We start from the raw sequence: 22,506 nt of genomic DNA on the forward strand, positions 1-22,506 counted from the left end.
GCCTCCTTTGAAGGTAGGGTTAGCGATGAATCGTTGATCCTTTAAAAGATCTTAAACCCAACACTGGCGATGAACTGGCTGCTGCGGGCATCGGTTTCGAAGCCGCCTATGGTGCCGAATTTCTCCAGGTTGCCCTCATACTTAAAGTCGATAATCACATTGGCCACATCAAATCCTACCCCTACCTGGTAGCCCAGTGTGGACTCCTTGAAGTTGGCGGAAACATCGTCCCAAAGTTTCTGATCGTCACTGAGCATCAGACTGGCTACCGGTCCGCCCTCGATGCGTACGGGACCGAATTTCGCCCCCATAAGAACAGGAATGTCCAGACGGTTGTAATCCAGCTTAAATACCTCTTTGAAGCCATTTCCATTCAGTTCGATCTCGCCACCCGCCTGGGTGAAAAGCGCTTCAGGCTGAATGAAAAAGTTACCTACGGTAATTCTTGTGAACATACCGGCATGGAAACCCGCTTTGGGTTCACCGGAACGGATTACGTCTCCGTTTTCGAGTGTCGTTTCTCGCAGCTTCAGGTCACTTGAGCTGAGGCCTACTCTTGGGCCGATAGTAAAAAACTGTGCATACGATGATGCACCGGCCAAAAGAAATAAGGATAGGATTACAATTTTTTTCATGTTAAGTAGTGTTTAAGGTGTCTTGCCTGATGAAAAACAAACATCGGGCCAAAAATCAATAGTTGATTAAAAAGTTCCCGGGTAAGGTGGTTTTTAGTGTCAAACGTTGCGATAGCGCAGGTAATTGTCAATAATTGAAAATGCAATTTGAAAAAAGGCTGGAAAGTGCCCTGGGGAAAAGGAGGGAGGCCGGACTTATTCGTAGCCTCAGCCTGGCTTCTGAAATGGTGGACTTTACCAGTAATGACTACCTCGGACTGGCACGTGATACGGAGTTAGCAGCCCTGGTACGCCAAAGGGTTTTAGATGCTCCGGCGATGCTGGGTAGCGGTGGTTCCAGACTCCTCAGCGGCAACTCCGAGCTGGCTATGGAGCTGGAGGCTTTTCTCGCTACCTACTTCAAGACTGATAAGGCACTTCTATATAATTCCGGCTATGCGGCTAGCCTGGGCCTTTTGTCTACGCTTCCGCAACGTGGCGATACAGTTTTGTATGATGAGCTGTCCCATGCCTGTATTAAAGAAGGGATCCGGCTCAGCTCAGCCCGCTATTTCTCTTTCAGGCACAATGATGTTGCCGACCTTAGAAAAAAGATCCTTAAAGCTTCCGGGCAAATCTTTATCGTAGCCGAGAGCGTATATTCTATGGATGGTGATCTGGTTCCTTTACACGATATGATTGACGTAGCCCGCGAAACCGGAGCCCGTATCATCCTGGATGAGGCCCACGGCCTGGGCGTAGCCGGCAGCGAGGGAAAAGGGCTGGCGCTGCACGCAGGGCTTCCTGAAGAAATCATTGCCACGGTGTATACCTTTGGTAAGGCCATAGGTGCTCATGGCGCCTGTGTGGCAGCCTCTGAAACAGTAGTGGATTACCTGATCAATTTCTCCCGCTCCTTTATCTATACGACTGCCTTGCCCGCGCATAGCCTCATAGCCATATATGAAGCATTCAGGTTTTTTGAGAAATATCCCGGTAAAAGACAGCAATTGTCAGAGAATATTTCATACTTTAATACTGTATTGACCCAAAAATCAGGGCTTTTTGATAATAATTCCGGGGCTTATTGGTTGTCTTCAAATACAGCCATCCAAGCGTTTGTGTATCCCGGAAATGATAATGTGCGCAGGCTGGCCCGCTGCATACAGGATGCCGGATATGATGTTCGGCCTATACTTAGCCCAACTGTAAAGAGAGGCTACGAAAGACTGCGTGTCTGTCTGCATGCTTTTAATACCCGGCAGGAGACAGAGGCACTAATTGAGACGATTAAACAACATAGCGCATGAGGTATTTTGTTACCGCAATTGGTACGGACAGTGGAAAGACCCTGGTAAGTGCCATCATTACCGAAGCCCTTAAAGCAGATTACTGGAAGCCTATACAATCGGGCACCCCCAGAGATACTGAAGTGGTTTCCTCCCTGGTTAGTAATAATGAAAGTGCTTTTTACCGCGAAGCTTACCTTTTAAACAAGCCCGCCTCTCCGCATGATGCCGCCAAAGAGGAAGGTATTACCATAAATAAAGCAAATATGGAAGTGCCTGGCAGCGGACGTGATATGGTCATAGAAGGAGCAGGAGGCATTATGGTGCCTCTGAATGACAATGATCTCATGATCGATCTGGCAGATCTTTTCGAAGCGGAAGTTATTTTGGTTTCAAACCTGTATCTTGGCAGTATCAATCATACCCTGCTTAGTGCAGAAACGCTCATTCGCAGGGGCTACCATGTAAAAGGTATAATTTTTAACGGCGAGTCCAATCCCGAGTCGGAGAGGATCATTTTAAAACATACGCAGTTCCCTTGCCTCTTACGCCTACCCAAACTGGATAAGGTAGACAAGGGTACCGTGAAGTACTATGCAGAAAAACTCCTTAAAAACTGGTACGCCGGAGAGCTGGTCGAAGAGAGATGAGCAGCTTGTCTGGCACCCATTCAGCCCACTAGTCGGAGAAGGTCCCATCATGATCGAAAAAGGTGAGGGGCCTTATCTTTTTACTCCCGACGGCAGAAAAATCATAGACGCCATATCCAGTTGGTGGGTTAACATCCACGGACACGGGCGCAAAGAAATAGCCGAAGCCATTGCCGCACAGGCCATGAAGTTGGAGCAGGTAATATTCGCCGGCTTTACGCATGAACCCGCGGTAAAACTGGCCGAAGGCCTGCAGGAAATATTACCCAAAGCCCACTCCAAAATATTTTTCAGTGACAACGGCAGTACCTCCGTAGAGGTAGGTTTAAAAATGGCTTTGCAGTTCTGGCACAACATCGGGCAGAAACGTACCCGTATTGTGGCCATGGAAGGAGCCTACCACGGTGATACCTTCGGCGCCATGGCTGTCGGAGACAGAGGGGCTTTCTCAGAGCCCTTTCATCCCTATCTCTTCGAGGTAGACTTCATCCCCTATCCTGCCGGGCATAATGATGAGGAAGTAATCGAAGCCTTCCGTAAACTGGCGAAGAGCGGAGAGATCGCCGCCTTTATTTTCGAGCCTCTGCTACAGGGTTCTGCCGGTATGCGAGCCTATCCGCCGGCCCTGCTCGATATTTTGATGCAGATATGCCAGGAGAATGATATCATTACCATTGCAGATGAGGTTATGACAGGCTTCGGGCGTACAGGCAAGATATTCGCCACGGACTATCTGGACCATGCCCCCGATATCATTTGTATGAGCAAGGGTATCACTGGCGGCTTCCTGCCATTGGGCGTCACCTCCTGCAGCGGACATATTGAAGATGCCTTCCGTACCAGTGATAAATCAAAAACCTTCTATCACGGGCACAGCTATACAGCTAATCCCCTGGCCTGCGCTGCAGCCGTAGCAAGCCTGGACATACTGCTTTCCGAACAGTGTACACGCGACAGGTTACGCATATACCACCAGCATGAGCTTTTTGCTGAGCGCATGCGCGACCACAGTAAAGTCTCGCGGGTAAGGCACCTGGGAACCGTGGTGGCTTTTGAAGTAAATACCCCCGAACAGACAGGCTACATGAATAAAGTGCGCGATACCTTATACAAAGAGTTCATGGATCGTGATGTGCTGCTTCGGCCCCTTGGTAACGTGGTGTATATACTCCCCCCCTACGTCATCAGTAACGAGGACCTGGACAAGGTTTACAATGCTGTAGAAGAGGTGCTGGAAAAGATCTGATCTTTCTGGTAGTATTGCCATCCCACCTGTTTTGTGAAACTTCTTTTGCATGAGTGTAAAGATTATAGATTAGGTCTGTGGATTGCCGCCAATCTCCGGAAGGGTGGTTCTAGCCTGGACCTCTATGAGCTTTTATGCGATTTCAAAAGAAGTTTTACACCTTTAAAGACCTTTTTGTAAAGGGTTGGGTAATAGGTGGTACGATGTTAGGCGCAGGGTATGCCCTGTGCCTCTACGGATTCTTTTGCCTGGTTCGCGAAGGATTCATGCTTACCATGTTCGAGCTCAGAAGTTGAAATGCCCACCTCGTTTTCTTAGAATATTTTGGAATAGACAACCGAAGAAAGTAGGCTGCTTCGGCTGAAGGAGAAGATGACTGGATAGGTAACGTACGGCTATTTACTGCAGTAGGTAAAGGAGCGCCTGATTATTCTCGACGTGAAGGCACCTCATCCATTTTGGATTTAGGCGATTAATCCCGCATATTGGTCTCCTATGGATACGCTATACATTGGGTTTTTTATCATACTCGCAGGAGTGATCCTTGCCCGTATGGTATATAATAATGCTCTGAAGAGCCTGAGTGCCGACAAAAAAGCCGAACTGGTGGATATGTACGGAGGGCGTAACGTCAGGAGTCTTATTTTTATCGGTGTGTTTTTGTTACTATACTTCCTTACGTCCCGGTATGAGTTGGTGGATCCTTTTATAGCCTTTCCAATCTTTATCATTGTCATGCTGGCATTTATTGTACGAAATGGGCTGGCTGTCAGGAATAAATTAAAGCAGAGTGGCTTTCCGAATGCCTTTATCAAAGGGTACCTTCTATCCTTTACCATCCGGATCGTTAGCCTGCTCGTATTCATGATCTTCATCATGCGGGATATGGCCAGTCAGTCATAGAAGAGATATTGATGATGCCAGCCCTCATAATCTGCCGTCAGATTCCAGCCAGGTCTCAATTTAAGGAAGCAAACAGAGGTAATCTTCGCGGGAAAATGGTATTTTCGTAATACTACCCGCTTATACCTATTTACCTTTCGTCCTGTCTTATTTTGTGGTTTCTACCCCGTAGCTAAACCGTTTCTTAACCGTCTTTAAATCGTTCTGAGCATACCTATCCCTTGCTCATTCTTCAGCCTGTATACAGGCTTCTCATGTCCTGCATAAGTTGGATGTTTTTAATAAGTACTCGTCATACCTATTTAAGGGATGACTACGGGTAGCCCTTACTACAGAGCCCCTGGTCCATTTCTGATTACAATATAAGTTTCGGCTCGTGCCGCCTACCCGCCCAGCTTCTCCATCACCCCATCCCAAAGCCTGATGCGGACTTCTATTGCCTGCCTGGCCGTTGTGATCACCTCCTGCCATTTGTCGTTATCGTCTCCGCAGAGTTCCGAGATCATCTTTAGAGCCAGTGGGCCATGCTCATCGCCATCCAGTTCTATATGCCGCTCAAGGTAGTAGGTGAGTTTAGGGTAAGCGCTCCGGCCTTCCTTTCCCGCTCTGTCTATTATCGCCAGAAACATTTCCGGAATAAGCTCCTCACGGCCATAGGTAAAAGATGCTGCAATGAGATGAGGCTTTCCAGTATCAATGACCTCAAAGGTGTGCCGTACAAACTCAGTGGTAGAGGGGAGCGGGCTGGCAGCCTCCAGGGCCTCGGTTACCGCCTTTCCATTTTTCAGCTCCTTTATAAAGAGATGCATGCCTCTGGTATCAGCCCCAGTTTCCTCCATTGCCTCCAGGTACATTTCAAAGTGGCTCATAGGCACACCCTCCTCGTTCAGGTCGCTTTCCTCTCCCAGCACAATTTCATTGATAAACCGGCCTAAGGAAGCATAAGGTGAAGGTATCCATGGTACGTCTACGCAGGTGATATGTTGCTGTAAGGCTTTTAGCAGAGACATAAAGTCCCATACAGCATACATGTGTTCCTCCATAAAGATGCGCATATCGTCCAGGGTCTTAAGCCTGCCATATACCGGATGTGAAAGAAGTTGGTCCTTCACCGGTTTCAGCGTCTGTTCTACCTGTTGTTTCATTTTCTAATGATGAATATTGATGTAAATATAAGGTGTACTCAGTACTATTATTATTTATACCCGGTGTAAGGAAGATGAAAAGCCTGTTTACTGTTTTCTGTTGAAAATCAGTAGTTTAGTTCTATTTGTGTTCACTATGCCATAGAGCGTTCGGAGGTAAGTTTATGTACCTTTTTGTTTATTTGGTTTAACTAGTGCTGAAATACTAATTAGTTTTTTTCTAATGTATCAAAATCTTACAGAGATTGTAAATTGATTTATGTAGAAACATGGGATTTATATGGCGTTTATTTACTAAAACCACTTTTTCAGATTAATAAAGGTACTCCATAGGTAGTTTTGGGTAAAGTTGTTATTGCGAAATAATAATTCGCGATATACATTTGTCAAAAGTTTTTATTCCAAATTTATCTTAAAGAAAAATTAATGAATCGTCTTTTCAACCCTAAGAATCTATCACTAGTAGCAGCTGGCTGCATGGCATTTTTCTCTTGCTCTGAAGAAGCTGAGAACGTAACACCTTATGAGCTTCCTCAGGACGTGCTTTCTCAGATCGAGCAGGCCGGCTTCAGCACGGAAGGTGCTATGTCTTTCCGTGATGGTTACCTTGTGGAAGGTGACATCTACCTTACGGGTGCAGATCTGCAGAACATGAGCCCTGCTACTACTGTAGCGGCTGCTGAGCAGTACAGCACTAACAATCTCGTGAGCACTAACGGCAGCAGAGTAATCACTATGTATGCTCAGCAAGGTGGCAACGGTGGTTACAGTGCCGGTATGATCGCCGGTCTTGACGAGGCTATCCGTCGCTATAACGCGATGAACCTGGAAATCTCTTTCCAGCGTATCTCTACTAACAGTGCAGACATCACTATGACTCGCCTTCGTAAAGGTGAAGAGCGTCAGGGTATCCTTGGTTCTGCCGGTTTCCCTACTGCTTCAGGCGATCCTTATGGTGAGATCAAAATGAGTGGTATCCTTGAGTCTTCTTACGGACTTGGTACTAACGGTATCGCTACTATCATTGCTCACGAAATGGGTCACTGTATCGGTTTCCGTCACACTGACTTCTTCGACCGTAGCATCTCTTGCGGAGGTTCTGCTTACAATGAAGGCGCAAGCTCAGTAGGTGCAAACCACATCCCTGGTACTCCTACAGGAGCATCTGCTTCAGCTAAGTCTTGGATGCTTTCTTGTACTGACGGTAGCGACCGCCCCTTCAACAATGATGACAAGACTGCTCTTACTTACCTGTACTAATCAATCGTACAGAATTAGTTAGAGAATCTACGATATGCAAAAGCCTCCCAAGTAGGGAGGCTTTTCTTTTTTGTATAGCCCTGGAGACGAATGCGGTTCTTCAGGGCTTTTTTTATTCTTTCCAACACATATTGAGACAAAAAATGAATAAAACCTTATTAAAATTAGTCCTTTATATTTCAAAAATGGATAAAAATACATAAATATGTATTCATCAACCAATGAGCCTCATACCAGCGTATGGGGCGATCTAACCGCTAATGCTATGTATGAAGACCAGCCATCCCTCCCCAGTGCTCATGCCAACTCGCAGGAGTACTCATCCTTTCTCGAACTACTCTAGATTTTACACTTAATATTTTAATTGATGGAAAAGAATGATTTTAAAAGCCTGACCGGGTTTTTATTGACCCCATGCCAGCAGTCCTTATTATTTGCCGGTTCCGGTGGTGAGGCCGGCGGAGGCGAAGCCGGGCCTGGTGGACCTAATTACGAGTGGCCTGAAATTGAAGAGGAAACCTCTGCGTCAGGTTATAACGGAGGCTGAAAATGAGCAGGTACCTACTGGCTATGTTTTTTATATGTTCGGTGTCTTGTACTTTCAATGACACTGATACACTTCAAAGTGAGTCCTCATCAGAAACTGAAGTAAAGAAGCTGTTGGAACTGGCAGAACAGACAAAAGATGAAGACCCTGATGAGGCATTGGTTATTGCAGAAAGTGCCCTGCAAAAAAGTATAGAAATTGCTTATAGGTCAGGTGAGAAGAAGGCTCACGCTTTTTTGAGTGGTGTGTACGCGGTTTACTTTCGTGACCATGATAAAGCAACGTTTCACCAGCAGAAATTCTATGAAGTAGCCATAGCTCTAAATGAACACATAGACCTGGCCATATTTCAATATAATCAGGGGTATCTTCACTACGAAAATCAAAATTATCAAAAGGCCCTGATACACTTTTTTGAGGCCCATGATATCTACCAGAAAAACCAAAAGCCCGGTAAGGTAGGCCAAGCTCTATATGGTATCGCCATGTCCCTCTTTCAGGAAGGCCTCTACGAAAAGGCATTACAGTATGCAATAAAGATAGATATGCATGAGGTGCCTTTGCCATTCCAAATAAAGGTGGCGCATATGATCGGTATAGTCCATTATAAAATGGGTACCTATACTCAATCAGAAAAATACCTCAGCCAGGCAGTCAGAATCGCTGAAGATATCAGCCAGGCAGAAATGGCCGCTGAGCACCGGCTCGATCTTGCACTGGCTCAGATTCAACAGCAAAAGTATGATGAAGCCAGGCTAAGTATCTATAAAGTAGAGGATGCTGCCCGTAAGCTGGATAGACCTTATCTCAGAGCGCAGGCTTACTGGAAAGAAGGCTTCATGTATGAGAACAAGGCACAGTACAAAGAGGCAGCCGGGCATTATCGCCTTGGGGCAAATTTATTTGCCGAAATTGGAGAGGATGACCACCTCTTCAGCCTGCAAAGTAACATGGTAAATGCCTATACCCGGAGCGGGGAGCTGGAGCTGGCTATGAAGGCAGGTAAAGCAGGTCTGGAATATCTGGAAAAGGCCAGCCTTACCGACCAGCGCCGCTTTTTGAACAATATGAGCCAAATGTACCTACAGGCAAATGATTCACTGCAGTACTATCATTACCAGAATAAAGCTGTCACGGTAGAGGCAGAGATCATATCACAGGACAAGCAGACAGAATCATTAGAAGTGGAGACCAGCTACCGCGACCGTTTCGACGTGCGTGAATTGGAAATGCACCTCTCCAGAAATCAGGTGCTTGCCGAGCAGGCCCGATTGAAACAATACGCCATAATTGGTGGCATAGTACTGGGGGTGCTCGTGTTAGTAGTGATTCTGGTTAATGCCATTCCTATCCGCCGTCATGAGCGCCAGATGAGTCAGACTCACCGCCTGATGGTATCCATTATGGATAGCTTTGACAAGCGAATGAAAGGGCTTTCCACCATATTTCCGGTAACGGCACGGATCAGGCCGGATGAAGGCCCCGATGAGGCGGATTTGCATAATCTGCATAATCCGGATAAATGAAAAGCCTGATCTTCCTGTAGGCTCATCTGCTTCATTAATCAATAAAAAACCCGCTTGGTTGCAACCAAACGGGTTTTTTTATGTCTGTTTCTGGGTTAAACCCTATCAGGGTTCCTGGTCTATATCAAAACGCTCCAGGTAGTCAGCCACACGGCGTACCACCATGCCGCCCAGGGAACCATCCACTACGCGGTGGTCATAGCTGTGGCTCAGGAACATCATGTGGCGGATACCAATCATGTCGCCCTGCGGGGTTTCGATAACGGCAGGCTTCTTGGTGATAGCACCCAGCGCCAGGATACCTACCTGGGGCTGCATGATGATAGGGGTACCCATCACATTTCCGAAAGAGCCTACATTGGATACCGTAAAGGTACCGCCCGAAAGCTCATCCGGCTTCAATTTATTATCACGTGCACGGCGGGCCAGATCATTTACACGTAGAGCCAGGCCGGTCACATTAAGCTGATCGGCATTTTTGATCACAGGCACGATCAGGTTACCTGAGGGCAGGGCTACGGCAAGGCCGATGTTGATGTCGTGCTTTTTGATGATCCTGTTGCCGTCCACCTGCACATTGATCATGGGGTAGTCCCTGATCGCCTTCACTACAGCAGAAATGAAGATAGGGGTGAAGGTCAGCGAGGCGGCATGCCTTTCCTTAAATGTATTCTTGTGCTTGTTTCTCCAGCGAACAATGTTCGTAACGTCTGCTTCAACAAACGAGGTCACGTGTGGGCTTATGCGCTTGCTGTCCACCATTCGGTCGGCAATCATCTTACGCATGCGGTCCATTTCGATGATCTCATCAGCACCGCTTACGCTAACAGCCGCTGGTTTAGGCGCGCTTTCCTGCTGGCTGCCGGTCGAGCGGCTTGGCGTATAGGCAGGAGCTACCTTTTCAGAGCCTTTGTCCTGAGCGGCAGGCTGTTCTCCACGGTTTTTCACATAAGAGAGAATGTCGCGTTTGGTCACACGGCCTTCACGGCCAGAACCGGGAACAGTCTCCAGTTCGCTCATGGCGATACCTTCCTTGCGGGCGATATTCAGCACCAGGGGAGAGTAGAAACGATCAGATGCCACAGTTGCCTCCTGCTGAGGCGCTTTGTCAGCGGCTGCCGGAGCGGCTTGTTCTGTCTTCTCTTCCTTTTTGGCCGGGGCTGCGCTGCTGGTGTCACCGCCGCCTTCACCTTCGGTTTCGATGATGGCGATAGGTTTTCCCACCTCTACCACGTCTCCGTCCTGAGCCAGTTTTTCTTTAAGCACACCGGCATGGATAGCGGGTACCTCTGTATCTACCTTGTCGGTAGCTACTTCCAGTACGCTTTCATCCTGCTCTATAGTGTCTCCTTCTTCTTTTAACCAGGAGAGCACGGTGGCTTCCATGATGCTTTCACCCATTTTGGGCATTACCATTTCGACGAGTGCCATTCGCTACGTTGGGTTTACTGTAAAAATGTTGAGCACAAATTTAGAATTAAATACCGTTACTTCAATCGTTACCGGACATTCTTAATCGGAGCATATTCAGTGCCGCTACGGCAGTGTACTGAATATTTACTATTCGGTCCGTTGTGAGCTGCAGTTTTTTGGCGATAGTGCCCTTGCTGTCCGCACAGGCAATCCATATCGTTCCCACGGGTTTCTCATCCGTGCCACCGCCCGGTCCTGCCACGCCACTGGTAGCCAGCGCATAGTCTGTGCCCATTTTCTTCCGTGCGCCTTCAGCCATCTGCTTCACTACCGGTTCGCTTACCGCTCCATGTGTTTTCAGGGTTTCCTCATCTACCTCCAGGCTGGCCATTTTCACCGTATTGCTATACGATATGATGCTGCCCTGGAAGTAATCCGAACTGCCGGGTACACGCGTGATCTGGTGGGCAAGGTAGCCCCCGCTGCAACTTTCTGCTGTGGCCAGGGTCTTGCCCGCCTCCCGTAGCATATTGCCTACAGCCTCTTCCAGGCTTATTTCATCGTAGCCGTATACGTACTTTTCTATCAGCGGCATTACCTTATCTGCCTGCTCCTGCACATCACTTTCCAGGTGAGTGCGTGAGGTGCCTGTGGCGGTAAGGCGCAGCCTTACCATGCCCAGGCTAGGCAGGTAGGCCAGCCTGATATGGGGCGGCAGGTTGTCTTCCCAGTCTTTGATCTTATCGGCAAGCCAGCTCTCGCCTATTCCGGCAGTACGGATGAGCTTATGATAGATCACCGGCAATTCAAAGCGTTCCCTTAGCCGGGGCATGACCTCATTTTTCATGATTGCTTTCATCTCAAACGGCACTCCCGGCATAGATATGAATACTGTTCCGCGCTCATCAAACCACATACCCGGTGCAGAGCCATTTTCATTCATCAGCATAGTGCAGTTAGCGGGCAGTTCTGCCTGAGCCATGTTCAGAGGAGTCATCTCGCGGCCGCGGCGCGTAAAAAGATCGGTAATGTGCTGCAGGGCCTCTTCATGCATCTTTAGCGGTACGCCAAAATACGCTGCAAGACAGGGTTTTGTGAGGTCATCACTTGTTGGGCCAAGGCCTCCGGTAATAAGTACGATATCCGCCCGGTTTTCTGCATCGGCCAGGGCCTTAAGTATGTCTTCGCGATTATCGCCTATGGTAGATCGCCTTACCACCCGTATGCCGGCAGCATCCAGGCGAGTGCTCATCCATTGGGTATTGGTATCAAGTATCTGACCATAAAGGATTTCATCCCCGATAGTCAGCACTTCTGCTTTTATTTGTTGCATAGATTTCTTCAGGTCTCTGCCCTGAAAGTACTGGAATAATAGAAAAATGTTCAGCTACCGGAGGATGAGTCTTACCGTTCCTTCTGAATTTTTGCCCTGGTAGCGTACGTGGTATATTCCTGCGGGGAGCTGATCACGGTCAAATTGAACAGCTGGCATGCCTCGCAGAGTCTTTTGCTGTAGTAACTGACCGGTACTGTTAAACAGGCTTATGAACACTTCACCATCGGGTATTCTGCCGAAATCGAGCGTCCAGCCTGTACGTGCAGGGTTTGGATATAGCGAGACGGCCTTATCTTCCTCTTCAGGCAGCGCCGTAATTTCTGAAAGGGTCAGTATCCGGAACTCTGATGCTGAACACCCATCTGTGGCCGTCACCGTGAGCATAACCTCGTAGCGGCCGGCATTTTCAAAGAAATGTATAGGCATCACCTCATCCGAGCTGGTACCATCTCCAAAGTCCCAGTGGTAGTTAAGGGCCCCTTGGTTATCTGGCAAGAAGGTAATGTCACGAACGCCCCAGGAGCTGCTGCTGTCTGCAGTATAGGTGAATGTGGCCTCCGGTGCCCGCATAGTAATGTCTACGGCTACCATAGAGGAGAGCAGCAGGCTGTCAAGCCCGGCGATATACACGGTTGTGTCCCTGGTGAGAGCAGGTAACAGTAATGAGGTGCCTTTACGGATAAGCTTTGTCCCCATGGCATCACTAAAAAAGGCAAAATATTCGCCACCTTCCGGAGTTATCAGCAAGTTCTCGCCGCGGCAAACCGCTGTGTCCTGCACGGCAGGCAGGGGAGAGGCTACAGAGGTGAATACCTCTTCCTGCAGTTCGCTGCAGCCACTCGCGTACGTGGTTTCCAGACGAATACGGAAAGATCCCTCACTGGTCAGAGGTAGCCATATCTGTGGTCCATGTCCCAGGTATACATTGTCTTTATACCAATAATAATCATCTGCGGTCCCCTCAGCCCTGAGCCAGCCAGCGGCGTTCGCATGGATCCCGGTAGTATCAGGAAGCAGTGTAAAGGAAGCATCGGTTTCCGTAACATTCACCCTCACTGTTACAGGCAGGCTTTCGTAGGGTCCTGCGGCATTGGTGATATAGAAAACCGTGTCTTTGTACAAGCTTCCGGTTTTTATCTGAGCACCCTGCGCAACCGCGGCCCCGGCCGGCCATGTGCTGTACATTTTCAGCAAGCTGCTGTTATCTGCCTCCAGTGTGGCAGACTCTCCCGGACAAAGCCTGAAGGTGGAGGGGATCCCGGGCTTTTCATTTCGTTGGACCACTACCAGATTTTTCTGTGCTACATCTGAGCATCCTGTGGCAGCGGTAGCCGTAAGGTGAATAGTATAAGTGCCCGGGGTCTCATATAGGGGGGAGGGAGAGCGTTTACTACTATAGTATCCATTCCCGAAATCCCATGAGTAAATACTGGCATCCTCACTGGTATTTTGCAATGAAATGGCTGCCGGTCCGCTTTCGTCCAGCATAAGCGTATCATTTGCCCACTCAAAAGAAGCCCTAGGTTCCGTAATGTGAACCTCTATAGCGCCTACCGGTCCCAGCCAGAGCGAATCCGCCTGACGATAATACACGGTGGTATCACGGCTGAAGCCCGGTGAGGTGAATGTAGCATCTTCGAATACCATGTCTGTGCCAGCCACGTCACGGTAGTAGCGGAACATCCTGCCACCTGGCGGGCTAATGGAAACAGGCAGTCCGGGACAGCTATTCATGGTGATACCCACAGGCGGTTTGGAAGCCAGTTCCTGCATAATAGTCTTTGCTTCCTGCACCTTTCTGGCTAATTGTTCTGCATCAGAACCTACAGTTAGCACCAGGGTGACTGTTTTGCTTTCGTATGCATTAAGGTTTCCTACCTGTACACCTGCCAGCTGAGCCACATCATTGCCCTCCGCGCCGCTTTCATAGCGAGGGGTTTCCTGTAGGAGCAGGTTGCGTTTGGTTTCCCTGTCAAATACTATCGGTATGTCTACCCGCTTAAAGTTTTTGTCTCTAACTACCAGGGCGTTAGGTTTCCACTCGCCCCCCTGCAGCAAAGCTACGCCAGCCACGGCCGTGTCAGACTGGGTGTACTGGAGCTGCAGGCTGTCTATTGACCTCACCAGGTTATCCACTCCTTCTCCCAGGTCAAAGTCAGTATACAGACCAAAGTGAAAGTCATTGATAAGACTATCTGAGCGATTGGTGATACGATACTCCACCAGCAGGTAGTCCTCATATGTAGCGCTGGTGGTGTCTGCATAGACCTTTTGCTCTACCAGAAGGCCCCATTCCTTATCTTCTGTCCACTGCAGGCGTACATCCGGATCAGCTATGCTGTTGTTGTACAGACTATAGGAGCTCCGGGCATTAAAATCTTTATTCCTGGCAAACGTGCGGAAGTCATTGGGTAGGTTATCGGCCTCCTGTCCTGACCCTGAAGCCATGATAATGCCGGCATTATAGCTGATAACGGTGTTTTGATGGAGAATGCCTTCGCCCTGCCAGCTTTCCTGGTAGGCTACCTCACCTTTTTTGCCAAAGCTGGCCCCAAGTTGTCCATTGTACACGGTAATGGGGTCATCAACCAGTTGAAAGCGTATTACCTGAAAGTCCCGGTAGTTAATTCCCTCATAATCCAGTCGCAGCGTGATCACCGATCCGTTCTCGAGTTCATCAGACAGGTTGATAACAAATGGGGCTGGGTCATTAGTAAAATGCTGTCCTTTAGCAAGATCACCAATTCTTACGAAGTCCTGCCCGATGGTGACCCCTTCGGTCATGCTGCTGAGGGTAACCCTGAGCAGAGAAGCATCGGCTAAATAGTTCGTAAAGCTTGCCGTCAGAGCAGCTTCATCACCTGGAAAAAGGTAACTGCCATAAGGTCCTTTTATCTCAATGTCCCTGGCCCTAACCGAAGGCAGGTGGGTTTCAGTCAGGGCTCGCTCCATATTCAGGCGGCCCTTGCCCATCAGGCCAAGGAAAGGGGCATTTTCCGGGAGGTAATAAATATCATCAGAGGTGATCCGCAGTTGTTCCATCACTTCCACTGCGCTCATGCCGGGGTAGCGCGACCGGATAAGGGCAGCGGCACCACTTACAAGGGGGGCGGCAAATGAGGAGCCCCAGAAACTTGCGTAGTTGTCATCCAGATAGGTAGTGTAATTAAAATCTCCCGGTGCTACTATATCTACAGATGAATGGTAGGTAGCCCAGGAGGTTTTCTTATCATTTATATCCACAGCCCCCACCGAAAGTACGTAGTCGTAAGCCGCGGGAAAGAACTCGAGATCGCCCGCCGTATTACCCGCTGCAGCTATTACTACTGCATCGCGGTCCAGCACTGCGTAGTTAATTATATCCTGTATGTACTGGCTATAGCGGCCCTGTCCGCCCCAGCTCAGGTTTATAACCTGACACCCCTGGTCGGCTGCGTAGGCTATGGCCTCATACCCTCTATTGAAGTTGTAGCCTTCGTCAGTATAGATTTTTATGGGTAGAAAAGAGGAGTAAAAGCCCGTGCCAGCCATGCCGATTCCGTTTTGGGGAACACCGGCTGCTAATCCGGCCACGGCAGTGCCATGCTGACTGTTGCCGGGGTCATGAGGGTCATTATCGCCATCGGCAAAGTCCCATCCGCGGTAGTTGTCCACGTAGCCATCGCCATCATCATCCACGCCATTCGGCGGGTCGGAGTCATTGAATGCCATATTACCTGCCAGGTCGGGGTGGCTATAGCGTACCCCGGTATCCAGTATGCCTATTTTAATGTCCGGGCTGCCACGCTCAATGTCCCAGGCCTGGTAGGCACGAATGGGCGAGAGGTAGTCCTGCTGCCCTCCGGGAATGGCTTCGGGATCATCAGGCACAAGCAGGGGTTGAGGCAGGTGGTAGCGTTCGGCATAGAGCACCCCGGGTGTTGCACGGGCCTGTTGCAGTGCCGCCTGGAGGTCTGTGCCCTCGGGCAGGTGTATTATATAAAGGTCTTCAAGGGGGTGTGACGTACTGCTTCGTGCGGCAGGTCTGCCTTTTGGCGAAGCCGGGAGGTAATCGAATGGCTGCATGATGGACCTGGCCCCTGTACGCTTTTGAATACGTGCCAGAACAGCCCTTCTGTTAATCGTGGTGCCTGTGCGAGATTGAGCGTTATCTTTATCATGGACATTTCCTATACGTACCACAATACGGTCCGCGGCATAGGGGGCTTCCTGCCTGGCTAGGGCAGTTTGCGCTCCCAGCATCACAGAGAGCCAGACCAATAGGTAAATATACCGGATCACAGACACTTATAGTTATTCGTAGGTTTCTACAAATATATTTTTAAATAATGACAAATGATGTCCTGAATTAGGTCAGAATCCTACATCATAAGGTCTTTACTGTTATCAGTACCCCGTTTCCTCTCTTTTTTGTTCCTTAAACTTTATATTCGCTGGAAATTACAAGGAATAAACAATGGATTTTTACCAGAAACATAAAGAAACCCTGGACAAGGCCATCAGTGCCTTGCATGAGCGCAAATTTTTTGCTCAGTACCCTGAACACCCCAGTCCCAAGATATACGGGGAAACAGCCGATGAGGACGGTCGTAATAAGTTCAAAGGTATGCTGAACAGTCGCTTTGACGAACTGCTGCAAGGTGAGCCTGAAGCCTGGATTGGCGAGGAGGAATCACCCTACCTGAATGATAAACTGAATGTAAGCTATCCTTCTTTCTCAACGGAAACCCTGGTAAGCCGCGGACTGGCTTCGTTTAGCCAGTGGCGCAAGCTGTCTCCTGTAGAAAGGGCGGGCCTGTTGGTAGAATCACTTGATAAGGTACGTGAGCGGTTCTTTGAAGTGGCCTATGCAACCATGCACACTACTGGACAAGGATACATGATGGCTTTTCAGGCTTCAGGCCCGCATGCTGCAGACCGTGCACTGGAGGCAGTAGCTATGGGACTGGAAGAAATGACCCGCGTGCCGAAAAACTCATTTTGGGATAAGCCCATGGGGAAATTTAACATACAGCTTAATAAGGAGTGGCGCGCCGTGCCTAAAGGCCTTAGCGTGGTGATAGGTTGCTCTACCTTCCCTACCTGGAACTCGGTGCCCGGCATTTATGCCAGCCTGGTTACGGGTAACCCCGTGATCGTGAAGCCTCACCCCGGCGCTATTCTGCCTATTGCTATTTATGTAGCCGAGGTACAAAAGGTGCTTAAGGAAAATGGCCTTGACCCTACTATCTGTCAGCTTGCGCCTGATACTTACAGTAAGATGATTACGAAGGAACTGGCCGAGCACAAGGATGTGAAGCTGATCGACTTCACCGGCAACAGCGAATTTGGCAGCTACCTGGAGGGACTGAAAGGCAAGACGGTATTCACGGAGAAAACAGGTGTGAACTCCGTGATCCTGGACAGTGCTGAGAATATAGATGAGGTGGCAAAAAACCTTGCTTTCTCGGTGAGCCTGTACAGCGGACAAATGTGTACCGCTCCCCAAAACTTCTTCATCCCCGACAGCGGAATCAAAACGGCTGACGGAGTAGTGTCTTTTGAAGACTTTGCCCAAAAGCTGGCGGATAATATCACCGGCCTGGCAAATAACCCTAAGGCGGGGCCTTTTGTACTGGGAGCTATACAGAACCAGAACACCTGCTCGCGTGTGGACGAGGCAAAATCATTGGGTGATAAAGTGTGGCTGGAGTCTGCCACTATTGAGAACCCTATGTTCAAAACAGCGCGTACGGCAACGCCCGTGGTGTTGGAAGTGACCTCGGCAAAGAAGGATGTCTTCTCAAAGGAGCTCTTCGGGCCTATCGTGTTGCTTATCCGTACGAAGGATACAGGCGAGTCCATTGCTATGGCACGTGACCTTGCTATGGAGCACGGAGCTATTTCATGCGGCGCCTATACCACTGATCAGGCGACCAAAGAGGAGATCATGGACCAGATGGGACTGGCAGCCACACCTGTTAGCTTCAACCTGACCGGTGGCATCTATGTGAACCAGAATGCCAGCTTCTCAGATTTCCATGTAACAGGTGGTAACCCGGCTGGAAATGCCAGCTTCACTAACCCTGAATATGTGGTGAAACGCTTCACTATGGTAGGCTTTCGCGAGCCTGCTAAAGCCGAAGCGTAAGCTTCTATACGGTAACTATTATCGAAACCGTCCGCTGCCCAGCGGACGGTTTTTTTGTGCCCGCTCTTCTGAAAGAATCCGGTGCCGGGTGAGGGTGGCTTTGGATAAATAGTTTTATAGCGTTCAACTTTCAATTAAAAATGAAGTGGGTGCCGGGCCATTTTTCCCCTGGTGATCGTCTGCTTTACCTGGATTTTGCCTGTGGTGAACGTAAAAGGTGACTGAAAAAGGAAGTATTGAGAGGAGAATTGAAGTTGTAAATAGAAAATTAGTAGATGGTAAGTGTTTTCTGGTCGATAATTATCCCGGCATTAGTCTAAAACATGGCCTGCTGCGGGGTGGTGTCCCGCATCACATACATTTTCCCGGTATATTAGTATAAACCAACTATCGATAATTAAGGTACAATTTTATTAACCCCTTACATATCGTGAGAACACCATCATCTTACAACAAAAAGGAAAGAATTCAGACAGAGGATTCTTTCATGAAAATGATCCTCGAATACGTAGAGCAGCAGCTATCTACAGGCACCAGCAGGGAGTCTATCAGAAAGGAGCTAATGCTTAGCGGCTTCGATGAGGAAAGCGTAGAACTCGTCACTGAAGTGGCGGAGAGTAACTGTCAGGTACGCTATGTGCATAAGCGTAATCAGGACATGGTACACGGCCTTTTTTTCGCTCTGGCTGGCATGGTCCTGTTGTATAACCCCATGGGTATGGGTATGTCTACTTTACTGTTGGGGGGCCTCTTGCTCATTGCCGGGCTACTACTAATGGTCACTCACCTGCCTGAGGCTTTCAGGTAGGTTCCTATGTGAAGTATGGAGATTTTAATAGGTACATGGAAGCCAGATCTCCAGCTTCATGCCCTTATCATATTGGATGAAGGGTTTGATGGTACCGCTCATGCTGCTTACATGGGTTTCCAGCCATCTCAAAATGGTGCTTTTGCTCTCTTCGGGCAAAAGTTCCATTTCCATTGCATTCTCTGAGGGGTCATCATCCAGGAAGCGGATCAGCACATTCTCATCAGCAAACTCAAAGTGGAGGTGTACCTCGCGGGCTCGCTTACGGAAGAAGCTGTTCATTATCAGAAGCCCGCAAATACGAAAGATCATCTGCTCTATTCGGTCTATGTACCGGAACCACTCCTCATTAGCCGTAATATTCAGGTGCAGGCCGGCCCCTTGGAGTTGCTCTTCGCTGAACATTTCTCTCAGCGTTTCCACCACGCCCTCCATTTCAAGGGACTCGGGTTTCATATAAGATTGCAGCACTGCGGCAAAAAACTCCTGCCTGTTCAGCATGAACAGGCATTCTTCTATAAGAGAGGTGGTTTGAGGAAGTTCCTGGTCTGCCGTCTGAAGTTCAATGCCTTTCAGGTTAGCGATAAGCTCCTGTTGTTGCTTTAGGTAATAATCCTTCAGCCACTCGCCTATCGTATTTTGCTGTTGTTCGTGCAACTCATCTTTCAGGTTCAGTACATTATCCAGATCGTCCGATACACTCTCCAGAGTGTCCTGCAGAATCTTGTAATTGGCCACCTTTACCTGCATACGCAGGTAGTCCTGGTATTTCAGACTTATAAAATAAGGAAGAATGGCAATACAAACCGCAAATATCGTAACGATAACGGCGAGGATTACATACGGATCAGTGAATAGCTGATTCATGGTTCATCTTGACAGACATAAAAATACAAAAATATCATTAAGAATGGCGCGATGAACGAGGCAATTAAGACGCGGCGTGTCTTTTCGCATGAAAAGGAGGCACTTAAACACCCTGCGGCTGCAAGTATTTTGTAGTCATGGCTCAAAAACCATAGACTGTTTGTAAGGAAATGAGTATCAGGGCCATAAATGTAAGCCCCATTCCGGCAAAGATCATCAGTGCCAGCCCTACATGGTCTGGCTTGAAAAAATCACCAGCTTTTTTGAAGGGTTTGAGATCAATGGGCACGGGGCGTATACCTGAGTTTTCCTCCTCTTTAACACAGGCCTTGTAGAGATCCTCTGTAAGGTCATGAAGTACTTCGTCCTGCATGGTCAGCAGTTCGTAAAATTCTTTTGAGGTAGCTTTCTTTACCGCAAATTCTTCCAGCGAGCTTTCGTTTAGCGAATCTCCGATAAAGTCCTCAATCAGACGTATGTCATGTTCTTTAAGTGACATATGACAAATTATTAATGGTTGAGCATTTTTCGATTCATTAACAATCGACCATATTTCTTTTAAAATTGACAGTTAAAACCTCTAAAGAATAAAATTTTTCTAATTTATCAGGTCGATGTTGTTAGCTGTTGTTTTTGGCGTAAAGTGTTGTTGTTCAGTTAGTTTGTATAACTGTTTAAACACTTGAAATGATTTAAAAAAATTATGATAAAAGGAATTTTTTTAACCTGACGAATTTTGTGCCGTAGATTATAGGAGTGGAGCACTTTACTTCCCGCCTTTTTATTGCGGGAAAATCAAGCGCTATATTTGCACTTTTTAAATCAGTCAGATTAATAGTATGCTCGTAGTATTAAGCCCTTCCAAAACTCAGGATTTCTCGGCAGATGCCGCTTCATATTCTCATTCTCAGCCGGTTTTTGCAGAGGAGAGTGAAAAACTGGTAAAAATACTTCGCAAAAAATCCGAAAATTCCCTTGGGAAACTTATGGACATCAGCCAAAACCTGGCCGAGCTTAATCATGAGCGATTCCAGAACTGGCAGCTCCCCTTCAATGAAAAGAACAGCCTGCAGGCGCTGCGCGCTTTTAAAGGGGATGTGTATACTAACATCCGGGTGGATGAGTACAGCAAGAAGGATTTTGAGTTTGCTCAGGATCATATCCGCATACTTTCCGGGCTATATGGAATACTGAAACCGATGGACCTGATACAGCCCTACCGGCTGGAGATGAAAACCCCGCTGAGCAATACGAGGGGTAAAGACTTATATGCTTTCTGGGGTGAGCGTCTGGCTAAGGACCTGGCTGCCGAACTGGAGCAACACGATAATCCGGTTCTGGTAAACCTGGCTTCCCAGGAATATTTTAAGGCGCTGAAGCTGAAGAAAACTAGTATTAAAGTGGTGACGCCACATTTCAAGGAAGATCGTGACGGTAAGCTGCGGGTGATTGCCTTGTTTGCAAAAAAAGCGCGTGGAGCAATGGCGGACTACGTGGTACGTGAGCGTCTCACTGAGCCTTCAGGCCTGGCAGGCTTTGACTATGAAGGATACGCTTTCCGTGAAGACTTGTCTGACGAGGAAAATCTCATTTTTGTAAGGTAACATCGCATCATTTGACCATGGGCCGCGTTACTCTCCCAAATACTTACTATGTCTTATATAGATGACATTTTGTCAAGGCTTTTTCCGCGCAAAAACCGGCATGCCAGTGTGGTGCATGAGGTGATACGCCGCAGCGAGGACTATATGGGGCGTTATCGTGAATGGGTGGACACAGGCGCCGGGCTGTGGATGCAGGAGATGGGAAAAGCCTATTACTATAAGCAGGCAGGTATTGGGCATCAACTGGAAGTACACCTGCTGCATAGCCCTTATGCCAATGGCTTTGCGGTATTTTTTCAGGAAGAGGTAGCCAGGCAGCAGGCCCGCTTCATACTTGACCAGCTCAGAGACAGGGTACTGAACAGCGGCTACAGACTGGCACAGTCAGACCGCAGGGTAACCGAACGGGATAACAAGGTGAAGGAAGTTGAAAAACACTACCTGAAGCCCCCCCTAAGTAATCAGTCTGATGACATAGACCAGCTTTATGGCAACGTGGCTATCGAGCTTATCTTTGTTAATAATCGTGCAGACCATCTAAAGCTTACGGCCAGTGTTTATTCTGACCGGCTGTATAAAGAGGCAAAACCTTTTGATGAACTGGCCAGCGCTCTTTTCGATAAGCCTGATGCAGCCTGATCCCGCACTTTTCTCTCATTTCACTAAAAAACATATACCGCCTTTGAGGACTACGGAAAAACTATAAAATTAGGGATTCGTAGACCAAATTACCGGCCTACGATCCGGTACGATAATAAGTAATGATGACTATGAAACGATTGATGATGATAACGGCCCTGATGGCCGTCTGCGCTCTTAGTGCTTTTACATTTTCCGAAAAAGGTATTTTCGATACCGGTCTCAGGATTACGGTAATCGACGAACTGGGCAACCCTGTGGAAGGGGCAACGGTGAAGATCTTTGCCAATGAAAAGGATTACCGTGCCGGGGAGAACCTGGTACAGGAGCCTCAGACCTCTGATGAAAAAGGCCGGGTAACCTTTAAAGATCTTGAGTCGAAGGTATATTTTGTCGATGCCCGCAAAGGCGACATGAATAATAACAGCGCGGGTGTTCAGACGGACAAACTGAAAGAGAAGCGGCTAAATAAGGTCAATATTGTCATTGAATAAATAAACCTTCTCAAAATAATGAAACCATCTGCCTC

21 protein-coding genes are annotated in these 22,506 nt (G+C 48.2%); 14 read left to right on the forward strand and 7 right to left on the reverse strand.

Translation table 11 applies throughout. The features are described 5' to 3' along the window. Positions 1-41 precede the first annotated feature (41 nt). On the reverse strand, positions 42-635 hold the full coding sequence (locus tag AB9P05_RS13890; RefSeq protein WP_371909426.1) for an outer membrane beta-barrel protein: 594 nt from the start codon (positions 633-635) through the stop codon (positions 42-44). 140 nt (positions 636-775) lie between these two features. On the opposite strand from AB9P05_RS13890, the gene AB9P05_RS13895 reads away from it, so the two are divergent. The 5 genes from AB9P05_RS13895 (at position 776) to AB9P05_RS13915 (ending at position 4,702) form a co-directional block, all read left to right on the forward strand. Next, a complete protein-coding gene (locus AB9P05_RS13895) occupies positions 776-1,924 on the forward strand; it encodes an aminotransferase class I/II-fold pyridoxal phosphate-dependent enzyme (RefSeq protein ID WP_371909427.1) in 1,149 nt (382 codons plus the stop codon). Further along, entirely contained in the window at positions 1,921-2,553 is a 633-nt protein-coding gene (bioD, locus tag AB9P05_RS13900; protein ID WP_371909428.1) for a dethiobiotin synthase, read from the forward strand. The genes AB9P05_RS13895 and bioD overlap by 4 nt, the downstream gene beginning before the upstream one ends. Beyond that, complete coding sequence (gene bioA / locus AB9P05_RS13905; RefSeq protein ID WP_371909429.1) at positions 2,498-3,799, forward strand: adenosylmethionine--8-amino-7-oxononanoate transaminase; 1,302 nt, start codon at positions 2,498-2,500, stop codon at positions 3,797-3,799. The genes bioD and bioA overlap by 56 nt, the downstream gene beginning before the upstream one ends. A 134-nt stretch (positions 3,800-3,933) precedes the next feature. Continuing rightward, positions 3,934-4,095 carry a hypothetical protein gene (locus tag AB9P05_RS13910; RefSeq protein ID WP_371909430.1) on the forward strand — a complete coding sequence of 54 codons (162 nt, stop codon included), beginning with the start codon at positions 3,934-3,936 and terminating at the stop codon, positions 4,093-4,095. A 199-nt stretch (positions 4,096-4,294) separates the two neighbouring features. After that, positions 4,295-4,702, forward strand: a complete 408-nt coding sequence (locus AB9P05_RS13915; RefSeq protein ID WP_371909431.1) for a hypothetical protein — start codon at positions 4,295-4,297, stop codon at positions 4,700-4,702. Positions 4,703-5,085: 383 nt separating this feature from the next. On the opposite strand, the gene AB9P05_RS13920 is transcribed toward AB9P05_RS13915, so the two are convergent. Further along, positions 5,086-5,847 carry a DUF3050 domain-containing protein gene (locus AB9P05_RS13920; RefSeq protein ID WP_371909432.1) on the reverse strand — a complete coding sequence of 254 codons (762 nt, stop codon included), beginning with the start codon at positions 5,845-5,847 and terminating at the stop codon, positions 5,086-5,088. Between the two features lie 477 nt (positions 5,848-6,324). On the opposite strand from AB9P05_RS13920, the gene AB9P05_RS13925 reads away from it, so the two are divergent. The 4 genes from AB9P05_RS13925 (at position 6,325) to AB9P05_RS13940 (ending at position 9,180) form a co-directional block, all read left to right on the forward strand. Then, a complete protein-coding gene (locus AB9P05_RS13925; protein WP_371909433.1) occupies positions 6,325-7,107 on the forward strand; it encodes a M57 family metalloprotease in 783 nt (260 codons plus the stop codon). Between the two features lie 205 nt (positions 7,108-7,312). After that, the gene (locus tag AB9P05_RS13930; protein WP_371909434.1) at positions 7,313-7,450 is read left to right on the forward strand and encodes a hypothetical protein; all 138 of its coding nucleotides are present in this window, start codon (positions 7,313-7,315) and stop codon (positions 7,448-7,450) included. Positions 7,451-7,474: 24 nt separating this feature from the next. Beyond that, on the forward strand, positions 7,475-7,654 hold the full coding sequence (locus tag AB9P05_RS13935; RefSeq protein ID WP_371909435.1) for a hypothetical protein: 180 nt from the start codon (positions 7,475-7,477) through the stop codon (positions 7,652-7,654). A gap of 2 nt (positions 7,655-7,656) precedes the next feature. Next, the gene (locus AB9P05_RS13940) at positions 7,657-9,180 is read left to right on the forward strand and encodes a tetratricopeptide repeat protein (RefSeq protein WP_371909436.1); all 1,524 of its coding nucleotides are present in this window, start codon (positions 7,657-7,659) and stop codon (positions 9,178-9,180) included. A gap of 105 nt (positions 9,181-9,285) precedes the next feature. Here AB9P05_RS13940 and AB9P05_RS13945 read toward each other — a convergent pair whose 3' ends face one another. From AB9P05_RS13945 to AB9P05_RS13955, 3 genes are all read right to left on the reverse strand, one after another. Further along, positions 9,286-10,611 carry a dihydrolipoamide acetyltransferase family protein gene (locus AB9P05_RS13945; RefSeq protein WP_371909437.1) on the reverse strand — a complete coding sequence of 442 codons (1,326 nt, stop codon included), beginning with the start codon at positions 10,609-10,611 and terminating at the stop codon, positions 9,286-9,288. Between the two features lie 61 nt (positions 10,612-10,672). Further along, positions 10,673-11,926: a competence/damage-inducible protein A gene (locus AB9P05_RS13950; protein ID WP_371909438.1), complete on the reverse strand. Its 1,254-nt coding sequence runs from the start codon at positions 11,924-11,926 to the stop codon at positions 10,673-10,675. Between the two features lie 54 nt (positions 11,927-11,980). Then, the gene (locus AB9P05_RS13955) at positions 11,981-16,210 is read right to left on the reverse strand and encodes a S8 family serine peptidase (protein WP_371909439.1); all 4,230 of its coding nucleotides are present in this window, start codon (positions 16,208-16,210) and stop codon (positions 11,981-11,983) included. Positions 16,211-16,385: 175 nt separating this feature from the next. Between AB9P05_RS13955 and paaN the strand changes: the two genes are divergently transcribed. Together paaN and AB9P05_RS13965 are read left to right on the forward strand one after the other, a co-directional pair. Further along, complete coding sequence (gene paaN, locus AB9P05_RS13960; RefSeq protein WP_371909440.1) at positions 16,386-18,059, forward strand: phenylacetic acid degradation protein PaaN; 1,674 nt, start codon at positions 16,386-16,388, stop codon at positions 18,057-18,059. A gap of 430 nt (positions 18,060-18,489) precedes the next feature. Then, a complete protein-coding gene (locus AB9P05_RS13965) occupies positions 18,490-18,867 on the forward strand; it encodes a hypothetical protein (protein WP_371909441.1) in 378 nt (125 codons plus the stop codon). 24 nt (positions 18,868-18,891) lie between these two features. On the opposite strand, the gene AB9P05_RS13970 is transcribed toward AB9P05_RS13965, so the two are convergent. Both AB9P05_RS13970 and AB9P05_RS13975 read right to left on the reverse strand, forming a co-directional pair. Continuing rightward, positions 18,892-19,734, reverse strand: a complete 843-nt coding sequence (locus tag AB9P05_RS13970; RefSeq protein ID WP_371909442.1) for a hypothetical protein — start codon at positions 19,732-19,734, stop codon at positions 18,892-18,894. 142 nt (positions 19,735-19,876) lie between these two features. After that, on the reverse strand, positions 19,877-20,233 hold the full coding sequence (locus AB9P05_RS13975; RefSeq protein WP_371909443.1) for a hypothetical protein: 357 nt from the start codon (positions 20,231-20,233) through the stop codon (positions 19,877-19,879). A 340-nt stretch (positions 20,234-20,573) separates the two neighbouring features. Between AB9P05_RS13975 and yaaA the strand changes: the two genes are divergently transcribed. The 3 genes from yaaA (at position 20,574) to AB9P05_RS13990 (ending at position 22,471) form a co-directional block, all read left to right on the forward strand. Next, positions 20,574-21,338: a peroxide stress protein YaaA gene (yaaA, locus tag AB9P05_RS13980; RefSeq protein WP_371909444.1), complete on the forward strand. Its 765-nt coding sequence runs from the start codon at positions 20,574-20,576 to the stop codon at positions 21,336-21,338. A gap of 48 nt (positions 21,339-21,386) precedes the next feature. Beyond that, positions 21,387-21,977, forward strand: coding sequence for a hypothetical protein (locus tag AB9P05_RS13985; protein ID WP_371909445.1), 591 nt, complete (start codon positions 21,387-21,389; stop codon positions 21,975-21,977). Positions 21,978-22,108: 131 nt separating this feature from the next. Continuing rightward, positions 22,109-22,471 carry a carboxypeptidase-like regulatory domain-containing protein gene (locus tag AB9P05_RS13990; protein ID WP_371909446.1) on the forward strand — a complete coding sequence of 121 codons (363 nt, stop codon included), beginning with the start codon at positions 22,109-22,111 and terminating at the stop codon, positions 22,469-22,471. Positions 22,472-22,506 lie beyond the last annotated feature (35 nt).

This window comes from Roseivirga sp. BDSF3-8 (assembly GCF_041449215.1).
Lineage (GTDB): Bacteria > Bacteroidota > Bacteroidia > Cytophagales > Cyclobacteriaceae > JBGNFV01.